Below are 14,684 nucleotides of genomic sequence, written 5' to 3' on the forward strand. Positions count from 1 at the left end.
CGCTGCGCCGGTCAACTGGACGTGAAGTACTCCGAAGGGTACGCCATCGTGTTGAGATTTTCAAACCTGCTGTACTGCTTCTTGAAGAACAGCTCCACTTCTCCCACGGGTCCGTTTCGCTGCTTGCCGATGATGATTTCGGCCACCCCGGCCTTGGGGTTGCCTTCCTTCTTGTTGTAGACCTCGTCGCGGTAGATGAACATGATGACGTCGGCGTCCTGCTCGATTGCGCCGGATTCGCGCAGGTCCGAGAGCATGGGGCGCTTGTCGCCTCTCTCCTCGACCTTGCGGTTGAGCTGGGAGAGCGCGATGACCGGGATGTTCAGCTCCTTGGCCAGCGCCTTCAAATTGCGCGAAATGTCAGAAATTTCCTGCTCGCGGGAGTCGATGTCGCGGCTGGCGCGCATGAGCTGGAGATAGTCCACCACCACCAGGCCCAGGCCGTGCTCGCTTTTCAGCCTGCGGCAACGGGCGCGCAGCTCCATGGTGGACAGCGCGGCCGTGTCGTCAACGAATATGGGCGCGTTGGAGATGATGTTTGCCGCGTCGTAGAGCTTGGCCCAGTCCTGGTCGTCGATGCTGCCGCGCCTGAGGTTGGTCTGGTCCACGCGGCCCTGGCAGCACAGCAGGCGCATCATGATCTGGTCCATGGACATTTCCAGCGAGAAAATGGCCGTGGGCACGGCGATTTCGCCCTTGGTAGCGGCGTTGAGCGCCAGGTTCAGGGCAAAGGCCGTCTTGCCCATGCTGGGGCGGGCCGCCACGATGATGAGGTCCGAGTTCTGGAGGCCCGCGGTCATCTCGTCGAGCTTTTCATAGCCCGTGGTGGTGCCGGTGACCAGCGCCTGCCGTCCCACGCGCTTCTCCAGCTCCTTGAAGACCCGGTCCACCAGCTCCTTGCCGGAATGCACCGTGGCCTTGCTGCGCACGTCGGAAATCTGGAAGATCGCCTGCTCGCTTTTGTCCAGCAAGCCTTCGATATCCTGGTTGTCGTAGCAGTTGCCGATGATGTCGCTGGCGGTCTCGATGAGGCGGCGCGCAACGGCCTTGTCCCGCACGATGCCCGCGTGGAAGAGCGCGTTGGCCGCGCTGACCGGGGAATTGGCCAATTCCGCCAGGTATACGGGCCCGCCGATGTCGTCCAGCACCTGGCTTTGCGTCAGGTATTCGGTGACCGTGATGAGGTCCACCGGCGCGTTTCGGGCGTAGAGGTCCTCGAAGGCCCTGAAGATGATGCGGTGCGCGGGGGAATAGAAGTCGTCGGAACGGACGACGTCCACCAGGGAATGGAACAGCGAGTTGCGCAGAAAAACCCCCCCGAGAACCGCCTGTTCGGCTTCAAGGTTCTGGGGGGGGATGTTGCGCGAAAGAGCGGCGGAGGCCCGTTCAAGGGCCTCTGCGCCGTCCTCCTGAGCATTGCCCTGGCGGTTACGCCTCGGGCTGCTGCTCGGGCTCTGCTTCCTGCTGCTGGCCATGCTTGATCACGCTGATTTTGAGCGTGCCGGTGACGCCGGGGTGCAGTCGCACATCCACCTCGAAGTCGCCCAGGGCGCGGATGGCCTCGGGCAGCTCGATCTTGCGGCGGTCGATCTCGATGCCCTGCTCGGCCAGGGCGTCGGCCACGTTCTGGGCGGTGACGGAGCCGTACAGCTTGTCGCCTTCGCCCACACGGACGGTGATGACGATCTTGGCGGCGGCGATCTTCTCGGCCAGGGTGGAAGCCTCGGCGCGCAGCGAGTCGGCCTGTGCGGCCAGCTTTTTGCGCTCCAGTTCGAACTGCTTCAGGTTGGCCTCGGAGGCCTGCATGGCAAGGCCCTGAGGGATCAGGTAGTTCCGTCCAAAGCCGGGCTTGACCGCGACGATGTCGCCCAGGCGCCCCAGGGTGTCCACGTCGGCGCGCAGTATGAGTTTCATGGTCATGCCTCCTAGACGGTCTTCTTCTTGACGTCCGTGCTGTGCACGGTGGTGTAGAACAGCAAAGCCATCTGCCGGGCGCGCTTGATCTCAGTGGTGAGCTTGCGCTGGTGCTTGGCGCAGGTGCCGGTGATGCGGCGGGCGATGATCTTGCCCCGCTCGGTGATGTAGTCACGCAGGATGTCCGGGCGCTTGTAGTCCAGCGGCAGATTCTTGTCGGCGCAGAAGCGGCAGAACTTGCGCTTCGGGGTGAACTTTTTGCGGAACGCCATGGTCTAGGCCTCCTCTGTGCTGGGCGCCTCGGGCGCCTCGTCAAGACGGACGGTGACGAACTTGAACAGGCCGTCGGTGATGCGGATGTTGCGCTCCAGTTCCGCCACGGCGGCGCCGGGAGCGGTGTAGTCCAGGCGCACGTAATGTCCGCGGGTAAGCTTGCGCACGGGGTAGGCCAGGGTGCGCACGCCCCAGTCGTCGACGAGGCCGATCTTGCCTCCGTCGCGCTCGATGACGCCGGAAAGGTTGCCCAGGATCTCCTTGCGGTTCTCCTCGGTCAGCTCCGGACTCATGAGCACAAGAGTCTCGTAGTGATTCAGCATGTGGTGCTCCTTTTGGTCTTTGGCCCTTCCCGCACGGGGGAAGAGCAAGGTAGAGGGGTGCTCTTACGCCAGGCTCCTGCTTCTGTCAAGCCTTGCCGGGCCTGTCCTGGTCATCGGCCGTCTCACGGACGCGCCGCTCCGGAGCCGCTCAGCCCCGAAGCCCGAGGCTTGGCGGCACGAGCCGGAACGCCGCATAACCGGCGATGGCCACCACAAACACCAGCAGGATCGTGGTCAGCATGGGCTATTGCACCTTGTCCTCGGGCCGTTTCTTGTTTGCATCCTTGGGCGGCGTCCAGCCGCACTGCTTCTTGGGGCCTCAGCCCACGCCGGGGATGAGCCGGGAAAGCACCACCCAGCCCACAACGATGGCCACGAGAATCCAGATGTTGGCGTCCATGGGGCCTCCTTGCGGTGCGCCGCGCTACACGGCCAGCTCGCGCCCGGTGAGCAGGCGGAAGGCTTCCAGGTACTTGGCGCGGGTCTGGTCGATGATGGATTGCGGGATCTTGGGCGCTGGGGGGCGCTTGTCGAACTTGATCTCCTCCAGCCAGTCGCGCAGGAACTGCTTGTCGAAGCTCTGTTGGCCCCGGCCGGGGGCGTAGTCGCTCATGGGCCAGAAGCGCGAGGAGTCCGGGGTCAGCACCTCGTCGATGAGGATGAGCTTCTCCTGGCCGCCGTTCTGTACGGTACCGAATTCGAACTTGGTGTCCGCGATGATGATGCCGCGCTTTTCGGCGTAGTCCCGGGCTTTGGAATAGATGCCCAGGGCCAGCTCCTGTGCCGTGTTGGCAAGAAGCGGCCCGGTGATGCGCATGGCCTCTTCCACGGAGATGTTTTCGTCGTGCGCGCCCAGTTCCGCCTTGGTGGAGGGGGTGAACAGCGGCTTTTCGAGCTTGTCGCTTTCGCGCAGCCCCTTGGGCAGGGCGTGTCCGCACACGCTGCCGCTTTTGAGGTAGTCTTTCCAGCCTGAGCCGGTGATGTAGCCGCGCACGATGCACTCTATGGCCAGCGGTTTGGCGCGCCTGACAAGCACGCTGCGGCCTTCCAGCATGGAGGCGTGCGGGGCGAGAACCTTGGGGAAGTCGCGTACATCGGTGGCAAGCAGATGATTTTCCACCAGGTCCTTGAACATGTCCATCCAGAACAGGGTGATCTGGTTGAGCACAACGCCCTTGTGTGGGATGGGGTCGTCCATGATCACGTCGAAGGCGGAGATGCGGTCCGTGGTGACGATGAGCAGGCTGTCCGGCCCGGCCTCGTAGATGTCGCGCACCTTGCCGCGGGAGAGGAGGGGCAGTTCCGTGATGTCGGTGGTGATGACGCTTTCCATTTGGGTCTCCGTGGTTGTGTCTAGTTGGCGTCGGGCTTCAGCCGGGCCTCGACGCTGCGTGCGTGGGCCTCCAGCCCCTCCAGCCGCGCCAGCCGGGCGATCTTGCCGCCGTGCTCCGTCACATAGGCTGCGGACGTGGCGATTATGCTCGATTTTTTGCAAAAACTCTGCACGGAGAGCGCCGAGGAGAAGCGCGCCGTGCCCAGGGTGGGCAGCACATGGTTTGGCCCGGCGAAATAGTCGCCCACGGGCTCCGGGCAGTGGTGGCCCAGGAAAATGGCCCCGGCGTTGCGGATTTTTCCCAGCAGGGCAAAGGGGTCGGCAACCGCCAGCTCCAGGTGTTCCGGGGCCAAACGGTTCACAAGCTCGATGCCCGCCTCCGTGTCGTCCGCCACGAGGATGGCGCCCCAGTCCTTGAGGGAGCGCCGGGCCAGCTCGTGGCGTGGCAGTGTCGCAAGCTGTCTGTCCAAGGCGCTGCGCAGGGCCGTGGCAAGTTTCGGGTTTGTGGTGATGCAGATGGCGGCGGCGAGGGGGTCGTGCTCGGCCTGGGAGAGCATGTCCGCGGCCAGGTATTCCGGGTCTGCGCTCTCGTCGGCCAGGATGGTGATTTCGCTCGGCCCGGCGATCATGTCGATGCCGACCTCGCCCACGAGCAAGGCCTTGGCCGTTGCAACGTAGATGTTGCCTGGCCCGGCGATGACATCGCAGGGGCGGATGGACGCGGTGCCGTAGGCCAGCGCTGCGATGCCCCAGGCGCTGCCCGCGCGGTGGATCTCCGTGAGGCCGAGGAGTGCTGCCGTGGCGAGAATATACGGGTTGAGCGTCGAATCCTTGCGCGGCGGGGAGATGACGGCGATGTCGGTCACTCCGGCCACTTGGGCGGGCACGGCGTTCATGATCAGGCTGGAAATGAGCGGAGTTTCGCCACCCTGGCCGCCGGGCACGTACAGGCCCACGCGGTCCACGGGGCGCACCATCTGCCCGAGCACGGTGCCGTCGGCGCTGGTGGTGAACCAGGACTGTTCGGCCTGCCGTGCATGGAAGTCGCGCACGCGGGCGATGGCCTCGCGCAGGATGTCCAGATCGGACGCGGCCACGCTTTTGAGGGCCGCCGCAATGTCGCGGTGGGGAACGCGGAAGCGGCTGGGCAAATTTGGGGCGTCGAAGCGGCGCGTGTAGTCGCGCAGGGCTGTATCGCCGCGTTGCTGCACATCGGCGAGGATGTCGCGCACGCGCGCGGTGACGTCATTTCCGGGATTCTTGCGTCCGGAAAGCCAGGAGAGCAGGGCGTCCACGTCCATCTCGGCGGGAACGCGCAGGATGCGGCAGGGCATGTGGAACCTCTGGATTCGGTGTGGGACGAATGAGACTGGCGTCATGCTAGCGGAAGCGGCGGCAAAAGTCGAGGCAGGCCCCTGCAGGAAGAAAAAGGGCCCGGACCAGATGTCCGAGCCCTTGAGAGGTCATGCAAGCCAGCGGCTAGAAGAAGTAGTTCAGGCCAACGCCGACCTTGTAGGCGTTGCCGCTGCTTCCGCTGGCGGCAATGTTGCCCGCGTTGGTAACGGCGCTGGCCCCCCAGGTGGCGGTGTCGAAGTGGGAGTTGATGTAGCCCAGGTACAGGTATGCTGTCAGCTCGTCGTAGATCTTGTAGCGGGAGTTCAGGTCCACTTCCCAGAGGGAATCCTTTTCGGTGAGAAAGCCCGCGTAGTTCACGCCGCGAAGGTTTACGGTGTTTTTCAGATAGTCTGCGCTGTTGGTGCCCTTGGCGTAGAGAATGTTCAGATCGTGGGAGAGCTTGTCCACGAAGGAGATGTTTTTAAGGGCGACGCCTGCGGCCCAGTAGCCCAGGGTGAAGAGCGTGTAGCCCGAAGGGTTGTTGATGGAGCCCGCGAGTTCCAGGCGTTCGCCAAAGAAGAAGGAGCCTGTTCCCACGCTCCAGTTCTGCGGCACGCCCACCACGGGCATTCGGCCGGAGCGGTCCGGATTTTGTCCGGATTCGCCGGAAGAATAGACGAAGTAGGCCTCGGGCGTCATGTAGGAAAGGCCGGTGTAGTCCACGGCCAGATCGGCCATCCAGCCAGCGCGGCCGCCGTCCTTGGTGTTGTTGAAATAGTTGGTGTAGGTGGCCTTGCCGTAGTGGAAGTCAGCCATGACTTTAAGGGGCAGCTCTTCCGGGATCATGGTGAAGGACGCGCCGCCCCAGTAGCCGCGAACGCCTTCGCTGGTGGAGCTGTTGGGGCCGGCGAGGCCGAGCAGCGTGGCGGAGTTGAGGTTTGAATTGGTCCCGGCGGCCTGGGATCCGGCATACAGGAACATGCCGTAGGGCGTGATGTTCATGGTCTGGGTCTTGATGGGCAGCATGGCGAAGGCCGCGTCTGCCGAGGTGCCGGTGCCGTTAATGTTGGCGGTGGAGCCGAAGTTGTTGCTGTCGGCCGGGCGCACGTACCCGGCGACCAGGCTGACGGAGTCGGTAAGCGGGGTGCTGACCACGGCCGCAGCCACTTGGTCGTCCAGGATGGGGCTGCCGCCGCCGAAAGCCGCGGGCAGGGTCACCGTTTGAAAGCCTACCGAGATGTTGGTGGCGGTTTCCGGCCATTTGTATTCGATGTAGGCCTTGCGCAGCATGATGTTGCCGTTGCCTGCACCGTTTGCGCCGGTGGCGGTGCTGTTGGGGGTGCGTCCGGCGCTGATCTGGTAGAGACCAGCACCCCAGTTCTGCGTGCCGATCTGGGTGTCCAGAATGCCGCGCAGGTTTTCGTTGGCCGTGAAGGTGAAAGCCGTGCGCAGCTTTTCTTCTATGGAGAAGGCGTTTGACCGGGATGCGTTGAAGTCCCAGTTGGAGCGGCTCACCGCCTCAATCCACCAGTAGCCCCTGGCTTTGATATCAGCAGCCTGCGCAACCGAACAAAGCCCCAATGCCAGCAGGACCGCCGCAGCCAACGATGTCATCCGTTTCATGCAAAATTCTCCTCGCCACGAGATTTGAAACAGTCGCAATGTAAGTAAACACTCCTAACTTGAAACGTGTGGAAAATCAAGGATGAAATGCAAATATGCTGAGGCAGCAAAAAAACGAAGGGGCCGGAACTTTCGTTCCGGCCCCGAAGTGAGCGTCAGGCGGTTCGTGATGAACTAGAAGGTGTACTTGAGGCCGAGGGCCACGCGGTACGCGTTCTTGGTCAGCATGTCGTCGTTGCCGTAGTTGGCGTTGACCTGGCGCCAGGTGTCCTTGTCGATGTCGGCGTTGATGTAGCCGAGGTCGAGGATCAGATCCAGACCCTGGTAGATCTTGTACTTGTTCTGCAGGTCGATCTCGAACAGGCTGTCCTTGTCGGTCAGCATCACGCCGTAGTTGCGGTTGACGGAGCGGGCGATGGCGTCGTGGTCGTTGGTGCCCTTCACGTACATCACGTTCACGGTGTGGCTGAAGTTGTCGAACAGCTTGATGTCCTTCAGGGCGAAGCCGGTGGCCCAGAAGCCCATGCTGTTGCGGGTGCCGCCGCCGTTGGAGCCGCCATTGGCGTTGGTGTTGTTGCCGCTGATCAGGTTGCGGTCGGAGAAGAAGAAGGAGTTGTTGATGGTCCAGCTCTGGGGGTTGCCCATCACCGGCATGCGGCCGTCCTTGTCGTCATTCTTGCCGTTGCCGGAGGTGTACACGAAGTACACTTCGGGGGTCATCATGGACAGGCCGGTGTAGTCCACGGCCAGGTCGAACAACCAGCCCTGGCGGCCACCGTCGGTGGAATCGGGCAGGGTGTAGTTGCTGTAGGTGACCTTGCCGTAGTTGAAGTCGGCCATGACCTTGAAGGGCTCAAGGGCGGTCATGGTGAAGGCGACGCCGCCCCAGTAACCGCGGGCGCCCACGGAGGCGTTGGCGCCAAAGCTGTTGAAGCCGATGGTGGTGGCGGGGCCGGCATTGGTGCCAGCAGCCTGACGGCCAGCGTACATGTACGCGGCAAACGGGGTGATGTTGAAGCCGGAGAAGTCGACCGGCACGGCGGCGAAGGCCACGTCACCCTGGGTGCCGTTGCCAGCAACGTTGGCGGTGGAGCCGAAGTTGTTGGCGTCGTAAGGACGGGCGTAACCGGCCAGCAGCTTCACGTTGTCGGTGATGGGGGTGCTCACCACGGCCGCGCCCACCTGGTCATCCAGAATGGCGCTGCCGCCGCCGAAGGCGGCAGGAAGCGCCACGGTCTGGAAGCCCACCAGGAAGTTCACTTTGGTGTCGGGCCACTTGAAGTCGATGTAGCCCTTGCGCAGCATGATGTTGCCGTTGCCTGCGCTGTTGGAGCCGGTGGCGGTGTCATTGGGGGTGCGGCCGGCGCTGATCTGGTACAGGCCATTGCCCCAGGAGTTGGAGCCGATCTGGGTCTCGAGGACGCCCTTCAGGTTCTCGTTGGCGATGAACTGGAAGGCGGTGCGGATCCGCTGCTCGATGTGGAAGCTCTTGTCCTTGTCCAGGGTCGTGAAGTTCATGGAATTGTTCCAGTACGAATCGATCTGGAACGCACCGGTGGCCTTGATCTCGGCCGCCTGGGCAAAGCCGGTGAAGCCCAGGACGAACAAGGAGGCCAATCCAAGCATCTTCATTTTTTTCATTGTTATCCTTCCCTCTTTTGCGGTTACGTAAACCACCCTGACGCATGCTTGCAGAACAGGTCTATCCCAATGGTTCCATGGTTTGCAAGAGAAATATTGACTCGGGTTCAATTTTTTTTATCGTATCCTTTTTTGAACCTGTGACGATGAGGTTACAAAATTGATATGAAGTGCACCAGTCAGGCCGTATTCGGTTCGCCGTAGCCGTTAGCCGAAAAAGCCCCAAAAAAAAGGCCGACGCCTTGCGGCGTCGGCCTGAATCATTGGCTTGCCCGGGACTAGAAGCTGTAGTTGAGCATGAAGGTGGCCTTGTAGGCGTCCTTGCTCAGCTTGTCGCGGTCGCCACCCATGACAGGACCCCAAACGTCCTTGTCGAAGTCGGCGTTGATGTAGCCGAGTTCCAGACCGAGGGAGAGCTCCTCGTAGATCTGGTACTTGCTGTTCAGGTCGATTTCGACCAGGGAGTCCTTGGTGGTCAGCATGTTGCCGTAACCGGTGGTGCCGATCTTGCCGACAACGTCCTTGTCGTTGGTGCCCTTGAAGTAGATCAAGTGGAAGGTGTGGGACAGCTTGTCGATGAACTTGATATCCTTCAAGGACAGGCCGGCAGCCCAGAAGCCCAGGTTGCTGGTGTTGTCGGTGCCAGCGCCGCCGGGAGCGGTGTAGGAATTGGCCAGGGTGTCGCCGCCCTGCATCCAGAAGGTGCCGTAGGCCCAGTTCTCACCGGACATGGAGGGCATGCGCTCGGACTTCTGTCCGTCCTTGCCTTCACCGGAGCTGTACGCGAAGAACACGCTCGGGGTCATGAAGGACAGGCCGGTGTAGTCGACGGCGAGGTCGGCCAGCCAACCGCTGCGGCCGGAACCGCCGTTGGTGGCGGCGCTGTCGTTGGTGGCGCGGCCGTAGTTGAAGTCGGCCACAACCTTGAAGGGATCAAGGGCGGTCATGGTGAAGGCGGCGCCGCCCCAGTACGCGCGGGTGCCGTACGCGGTGGCGGTGTCCAGGGTCTTCATGCCGGAGAGCTGGTTGGCGCCGACACCGGTGTTGACGGTGTTCGCGCCAGCGTAGGCGTAGGCGAAGAAGGGCTGCACCTTGAAGCCGGTGAAGTCCAGGTTGGCGTACAGGAACGCGGCGTCAGTGCTGGTGCCAGCGTAGTTGATGTTGGCGGTGGCGCCGAAGTTGTTGGAGTCCAGGGGACGGGCGAAGCCGCCGACCAGGCTGATGTTGTCGGTGACGGGCACGATAGCCGCAGCGCCGGCAACGTGGTCGTCCAGGATGGCGCTGCCGCCGCCGAAGGCCGCGGGCAGGGTCAGGCTCTGGTAGCCCACCAGGAACTTCACCTTGGTGTCGGGCCAGTTGAAGTCGAGGTAGCCCTTGCGCAGGATCAGGTTGCCGTTGCCAGCGGACAGGGAGCCGGTGGCGGTGGCGTTGGGGGTGCGGCCGGCGCTGATCTGGTACAGGCCATTGCCCCAAGAGTTGGTGCCGATCTGGGTCTCGAGGACGCCCTTCAGGTTCTCGTTGGCGATGAACTGGAAGGCGGTGCGCATGCGCTGGCCGATGGAGAAGCTGTTGTCCTTGGTCTGACGGTTGAAGTCGTTGTCGCCCGTGAAAGCGGCATCGACCTGCCAGGCGCCGGTGGCCTTGATGCTGGCCGCGTTGGCGGTGGTGGCGCCCATGACGAGGCCGGCCACCAGGGCCAGAGAGAGAGCGAATCTCTTTTTCATGTTTCCTTCCTTTGCTTGAATCGTTGAGAGCGAGCCTTTGCCATATCTTGACGAACAGTCTTTATCCGTATTTTTCCCGCTACGCAAGGTTTTGGAGGCAGAAAATCACGACTGGGTCAAAAAAATTTTACCGTCCAGTTTTTTTTCTTTGCGCTGCGTATGGCCTTTGGGTAGGTTGGACAGGCCGCAAGGCGACATGCTTCTGTAACCTTTATGCCCCGCAATCGACACGGAACCTTGTGGAATTCATAGCCAAAGACTATCCCGATAGCCCCGGCGTCTATCTGATGAAGGACGATTCCGGGCGCATCATCTATGTGGGCAAGGCGGTGAGCCTGCGCAAAAGGTTGTCTTCGTATTTTCGCGCCGGTGCCGATCACTCCCCGAAAACGCGGGCGCTTGTGGCGCGCATCGCCCGTGTGGATTTTCTGCTCGTCTCCACCGAAAAGGAGGCGCTGCTGCTGGAAGAAAGCCTCATCAAGAAGCACCGGCCGCGCTACAACATCGTCCTGCGCGATGACAAGCGCTCCCTGTTGTTCCGGTTGGACAAGGCTGCGGCCTTCCCCCGCCTGACCATGACGCGCCACGTGGTGCGCGACGGCTCCGCCTATTTCGGTCCCTACGCCTCGGCCTCGGCCGCCCGGGCCACGCAGAAGCTGGTAGGGGGCATATTCCGCCTGCGCAAGTGCTCCGACACGGTGTTCAAGAACCGCGTGCGGCCCTGCCTGTATTTCCAGTTGGACCAGTGCCTGGCCCCCTGCGTGCTTCCCGTGGACAGGGACGAATACATGGCCCTCGTGCGGCAGGTGGAGCAGTTTCTCTCTGGCCGGTCGCAGTCCCTTGTGCGCGACCTGCGCCGCCGCATGGACAAGGCGGCGGGCGACATGCGGTATGAGGACGCGGCGCGCCTGCGCGATCAGATCCGCGCCATTGAGGCCACGCTGGAGAGCCAGGCCTCGGTGCTGCGCGACGCCCTGGACCGCGACGTGGTCGCCGTGGCCCAACTGGCGGAGGAAGGGCTTGGAGTGGGCCTGCTGTTCGTGCGCGGGGGCAAGCTTCTTGAGCAGAAGACCTTCCATTGGTCCGGCCTCGGCGCGAGTGAGGCCGCAGACGCACTGGAGAGCTTTCTCGCCCAGTTCTATGGCGCGCAGCGCTACATTCCCGGCCGCGTGGTCCTGTCGCACCCGCCGGAGACCACCTCACTGGCCGAGGTGCTCGCCGAGCGCCGGGGAGGTCCGTGCCGGGTCTCGGCCCCGCGCGGTGACGACGAGCGCCGCTTGCTGGACCTGGCGCTCAATCTGGCGCGCACGGCCCACCGTACGGACGGCGTTCAGGACGTGGCTTCCGTTCTCGAACAGGCCCTGGGCTTGCCGGGGCCGCCGTTGCGCGTGGAGTGCGTGGACATCTCGCATTTGGGCGGCAGCGGGGTGCGCGCGGGGGTGGTGGTGTTCGAGAACGGGGAAGAGCGCAAGGAGGACTTCCGCACCTATGCCCTGCCCGGCGTGGAGGGCAGCGGCGACGACTACGCCGCGCTGGCCCAGTGGGCCGAGCGGCGCGCCCAGTCCGGGCCGCCCTGGCCGGATCTGCTGCTCATCGACGGCGGTCGCGGCCAGCTTGCCGCAGTGACCGCGGCCTTGGCCCAGGCCCTGCCGGACACGCCCCTGGAGTGCGCGTCCATCGCCAAGGGGCCGAGCCGCCGCGCGGGCGAGCTGGAGGACCGCGTGTTCCGCCCAGGCAGGCGCAACCCCGTGGCCCTCAAGCCGGGCAGTCCGGCCCTGCTTTTTCTGCAACGCGTGCGCGACGCCGCCCACCGCTTCGTCATCGGCAGGGGCAGGGCGGCCACGCGCAGGCGGTCCCTGTCCGGGGAGCTGTTGGCCCTGCCCGGCGTTGGCCCCAAGACCGCGCGACACCTCTTCGACCATTTCGGCAGCGTGAAGGCCATCCGCGCAGCCAGCGTGGAAGCGTTGGCCGCCGTGCCCGGCCTCGGCCCGGCCAAGGCCGCGCGCCTGCGCCAGGCTTTTGATGGCGCGCAGGCCGAAACGTCCCGTCAGGAGTCCTGATGTCCCATACGCCCCCCCCTGTCCCCCAGGCGCCAGGACCGCTGTCCGCTTGCGCCCCGCGCTGGCCGCTTCTGTTTTGCCTGCTGGCCGTCGCCGCCGCCGTGCTGGCCTACCGCGATGTGGGCTTCTTCGGCTTCTGCAACCTGGACGATTCGGTGTACGTCACAGAGAACCGGCTGGTGCTCTCCGGCCTGTCCTGGGACACGGTGCGACGCGCCTTCGTGCCGGACAACACCGGCTACCTGAGCCCGCTGGTGACCTTGTCCTTCGTGTTGGATGCGCAGGCCTTCGGCTTTTGGGCCGGGGGCTTCCACCTGGTGAACCTGGCCTGGCATGTCGCCAACGTGGTTCTGTTCTTCTGGCTGGTGCTGCGCCTTTCGGACAGCCGGATCGCGGCGCTGCTCGCGGCCGCGCTTCTGGCCGTGCATCCGGCGCATGTGGAGGCCGTGGCCTGGATCTCCGCCCGCAAGGACATGCTTTCGACCTTCTTCGGGCTGGCGGCCATCCATATATATATAGGCTGGGCGCGCAGGCCTCGCGCCTCTCTCAACGCCGGGCTGCACGCGGCCCATGTGCTGAGCCTCATGGCCAAGCCCATGCTGGTGACCCTGCCGGGGCTGCTCGTGCTGTTGGACTTCTGGCCCCTGCGCCGCCTGGGCGCGGCCAAAGGGGGCGTCCTGCCGGACTGGCGCGAACTGGCGGCCAGGGTGCGCGAGAAGTCGCTGTTGCTGGCCCTGGGCGTGCTGGCGGCGTTCGTGGCGCTCTCCACGCATATGCAGACCTTCGACCGTCTGGACCCCGGCCTGGGGCTCAAGGTCGCCAACGCCTTGGCCTCCTGCGCGGGGTACTTGAAGCTGCTGGTCTGGCCGTCCAATCAGGCCCTTGTCTACCCCTTTCCGGAGAGCGTGCCCCTGGCCCACAGCCTAGGGGGCCAGGGCCTTGTCTTGGGGCTGACGGCCCTCTGCGTCTGGCAGGTTCGCAGGCGCCCGTATCTGTTGGTGGGCTGGCTGTGGTTTTTGTGCGCGCTGATTCCGGTGATCATGCCGCCCAGGGTGGGAATGCATGTGGCCATGGCCGACCGCTGGGCCTACGTGCCGTTTCTTGGCCTGTACCTGGCCCTGGGCTGCCTGGTGGCCGAGGCGTTTTCGGCCCTGCGCAGGCCCTGGGCGCGCGTGGCACTCTGTCTGGCCCTGCTTGCGCCCCTTGCGGCGCTGACCCTTGTCCAGCAGCGGCAACTGGCCACCTGGGCCACGCCCTCGACCATCTATGAGCAGGCCCTGCGCGTGACGCGCAAGAGCCATGTGGTGCTGAACAATTACGGCGGCATCAAGGTCGCCGAGGGCGACGACGCGGCCGCCGAGGAGTTGTACCGCGAGGCCCTGCGGCTGCACCCCACCTATGATGCCTGTCTGTACAACCTAGGGCTTTTGTGTATGCGCGGCGAGCGTTTCGACGAGGCCCTGGACTTTCTGACGCGGGCGCGGCCGGAAATGAAGCGCGTGGGCAAGGAATACGAGGCCATGCGGGCCATGGCCCACTGCCTGGCCCGGCTGGGCCGCTCCGGCGAGGCCCAGGTCTTGTATCTGGGCTGCCTGGAGCTTGAGCCGGGGAAGCTGGACGCGTGGCTGGACTGGGCCAAGTTGGCCGAGGTCCTGGGCCAGCGGGACCGGGCGCTTGGGCTCTACCGCATGAGCCTCACGGTCGCTCCCGGCAACCCCAACGGGCTCGACGGAGTCCGGCGGCTGGAAGCCCCGGCCCCAAGCCTGCCCTAATCCACGTCCACGGTCTGGCCGGGGCGCACCTGGACCAGCGCCGTGTCCGGGGCGTGCTCCTTCAGGGCCGCGGCAAAGGCGTCCGTGTTCTGGGCCAGAATGGGGAAGGTGCCCCAGTGCATGGGGGCCACGTTCCGGCAGCCCAGAAACGAGCAGGCGACCGCCGCCTCGGTGGCGTCCATGGTGAACCAGCCGCCCATGGGCAAAAGCGCCAAGTCGATGTCGAAGAAGCGGCGGAAGAGCTTCATGTCCGAGAAGAGCGCGGTGTCGCCAGCGTGGTAGGCGCAAAAGCCGCCGGGGAAGGTCATGATGTACCCGGCGGGCGCGCCGGTCTGGGCGGAGTGGAAGGCCTGGACCATCTTCACGCGTACGCCGGCGGCGTCCACCGTGCCGCCCATGTTCATGCCCAGCAGCCGGTCCGCGGGCACGCCGTCGCCGCGCAGGCGCGTGGCCAGATCGAAGATGCACACAAGCTGCGCGTCGTGGGCGGCGCGTATCTCCACCGCCTGGCCCAGGTGGTCGCCGTGGTCGTGGGTCACCAGCACCGCGTCCACCGCGCCAAGGTCTTGCCATTTCATGGGCGCGCTGGGGTTGCCCTCGAAGAAGGGATCCACAAGCACGCGCTTGCCGTCCGCCTCAAGCAGAAAATTGGAATGCCCGAACCAGGTCAGCCGCATGGCGTCCTC

Annotated in this window: 12 protein-coding genes; 2 read left to right on the forward strand and 10 right to left on the reverse strand. The window is 64.3% G+C overall.

The genetic code is table 11. The features are described from left to right. Positions 1 to 11 precede the first annotated feature (11 nt). The 9 genes from dnaB to CHB73_RS05340 all read right to left on the reverse strand — a co-directional run bounded on the left by dnaB (position 12) and on the right by CHB73_RS05340 (position 10,166). Positions 12 to 1,475, reverse strand: a complete 1,464-nt coding sequence (gene dnaB / locus CHB73_RS05300; protein WP_089272842.1) for a replicative DNA helicase — start codon at positions 1,473 to 1,475, stop codon at positions 12 to 14. Further along, the gene (gene rplI, locus CHB73_RS05305; RefSeq protein WP_089272844.1) at positions 1,429 to 1,914 is read right to left on the reverse strand and encodes a 50S ribosomal protein L9; all 486 of its coding nucleotides are present in this window, start codon (positions 1,912 to 1,914) and stop codon (positions 1,429 to 1,431) included. The genes dnaB and rplI overlap by 47 nt, the downstream gene beginning before the upstream one ends. Before the next feature lie 11 nt (positions 1,915 to 1,925). Beyond that, positions 1,926 to 2,186, reverse strand: coding sequence for a 30S ribosomal protein S18 (rpsR, locus tag CHB73_RS05310; RefSeq protein ID WP_089272846.1), 261 nt, complete (start codon positions 2,184 to 2,186; stop codon positions 1,926 to 1,928). A gap of 3 nt (positions 2,187 to 2,189) precedes the next feature. Beyond that, the gene (gene rpsF, locus CHB73_RS05315; protein WP_089272848.1) at positions 2,190 to 2,510 is read right to left on the reverse strand and encodes a 30S ribosomal protein S6; all 321 of its coding nucleotides are present in this window, start codon (positions 2,508 to 2,510) and stop codon (positions 2,190 to 2,192) included. 424 nt (positions 2,511 to 2,934) lie between these two features. After that, positions 2,935 to 3,843 carry a phosphoribosylaminoimidazolesuccinocarboxamide synthase gene (locus tag CHB73_RS05320; RefSeq protein WP_089272850.1) on the reverse strand — a complete coding sequence of 303 codons (909 nt, stop codon included), beginning with the start codon at positions 3,841 to 3,843 and terminating at the stop codon, positions 2,935 to 2,937. Positions 3,844 to 3,863: 20 nt separating this feature from the next. Further along, the gene (hisD, locus tag CHB73_RS05325; RefSeq protein ID WP_089272852.1) at positions 3,864 to 5,177 is read right to left on the reverse strand and encodes a histidinol dehydrogenase; all 1,314 of its coding nucleotides are present in this window, start codon (positions 5,175 to 5,177) and stop codon (positions 3,864 to 3,866) included. Between the two features lie 145 nt (positions 5,178 to 5,322). After that, a complete protein-coding gene (locus tag CHB73_RS05330) occupies positions 5,323 to 6,801 on the reverse strand; it encodes an outer membrane homotrimeric porin (protein WP_089272854.1) in 1,479 nt (492 codons plus the stop codon). A 174-nt stretch (positions 6,802 to 6,975) separates the two neighbouring features. Continuing rightward, positions 6,976 to 8,442, reverse strand: coding sequence for an outer membrane homotrimeric porin (locus CHB73_RS05335; RefSeq protein ID WP_089272857.1), 1,467 nt, complete (start codon positions 8,440 to 8,442; stop codon positions 6,976 to 6,978). Positions 8,443 to 8,720: 278 nt separating this feature from the next. Further along, positions 8,721 to 10,166: an outer membrane homotrimeric porin gene (locus CHB73_RS05340; protein WP_089272859.1), complete on the reverse strand. Its 1,446-nt coding sequence runs from the start codon at positions 10,164 to 10,166 to the stop codon at positions 8,721 to 8,723. Positions 10,167 to 10,405: 239 nt separating this feature from the next. Between CHB73_RS05340 and uvrC the strand changes: the two genes are divergently transcribed. Together uvrC and CHB73_RS05350 are read left to right on the forward strand one after the other, a co-directional pair. Continuing rightward, positions 10,406 to 12,226, forward strand: a complete 1,821-nt coding sequence (uvrC, locus tag CHB73_RS05345; RefSeq protein WP_268806901.1) for an excinuclease ABC subunit UvrC — start codon at positions 10,406 to 10,408, stop codon at positions 12,224 to 12,226. Beyond that, the gene (locus CHB73_RS05350) at positions 12,226 to 13,998 is read left to right on the forward strand and encodes a tetratricopeptide repeat protein (protein WP_089272861.1); all 1,773 of its coding nucleotides are present in this window, start codon (positions 12,226 to 12,228) and stop codon (positions 13,996 to 13,998) included. Before uvrC ends, CHB73_RS05350 begins: the two co-directional genes overlap by 1 nt. On the opposite strand, the gene CHB73_RS05355 is transcribed toward CHB73_RS05350, so the two are convergent. Then, a complete protein-coding gene (locus CHB73_RS05355) occupies positions 13,995 to 14,675 on the reverse strand; it encodes a metal-dependent hydrolase (protein ID WP_089272863.1) in 681 nt (226 codons plus the stop codon). The two genes, CHB73_RS05350 and CHB73_RS05355, sit on opposite strands and share 4 nt — an antisense overlap. Positions 14,676 to 14,684: the final 9 nt, after the last annotated feature.

Source organism: Humidesulfovibrio mexicanus, from assembly GCF_900188225.1.
Classification (GTDB): Bacteria; Desulfobacterota; Desulfovibrionia; order Desulfovibrionales; family Desulfovibrionaceae; genus Humidesulfovibrio; species Humidesulfovibrio mexicanus.

Coding starts and splice junctions, on each gene's coding strand:
- CHB73_RS05335 (WP_089272857.1), bottom strand. CDS start 8,442: ATGAAAAAAATGAAGATGCTTGGATTGGCCTCCTTGTTCGTCCTGGGC.
- rpsR (WP_089272846.1), bottom strand. CDS start 2,186: ATGGCGTTCCGCAAAAAGTTCACCCCGAAGCGCAAGTTCTGCCGCTTC.
- CHB73_RS05340 (WP_089272859.1), bottom strand. CDS start 10,166: ATGAAAAAGAGATTCGCTCTCTCTCTGGCCCTGGTGGCCGGCCTCGTC.
- CHB73_RS05350 (WP_089272861.1), top strand. CDS start 12,226: ATGTCCCATACGCCCCCCCCTGTCCCCCAGGCGCCAGGACCGCTGTCC.
- hisD (WP_089272852.1), bottom strand. CDS start 5,177: ATGCCCTGCCGCATCCTGCGCGTTCCCGCCGAGATGGACGTGGACGCC.
- rplI (WP_089272844.1), bottom strand. CDS start 1,914: ATGAAACTCATACTGCGCGCCGACGTGGACACCCTGGGGCGCCTGGGC.
- CHB73_RS05330 (WP_089272854.1), bottom strand. CDS start 6,801: ATGAAACGGATGACATCGTTGGCTGCGGCGGTCCTGCTGGCATTGGGG.
- dnaB (WP_089272842.1), bottom strand. CDS start 1,475: ATGGCCAGCAGCAGGAAGCAGAGCCCGAGCAGCAGCCCGAGGCGTAAC.
- CHB73_RS05320 (WP_089272850.1), bottom strand. CDS start 3,843: ATGGAAAGCGTCATCACCACCGACATCACGGAACTGCCCCTCCTCTCC.
- rpsF (WP_089272848.1), bottom strand. CDS start 2,510: ATGCTGAATCACTACGAGACTCTTGTGCTCATGAGTCCGGAGCTGACC.
- CHB73_RS05355 (WP_089272863.1), bottom strand. CDS start 14,675: ATGCGGCTGACCTGGTTCGGGCATTCCAATTTTCTGCTTGAGGCGGAC.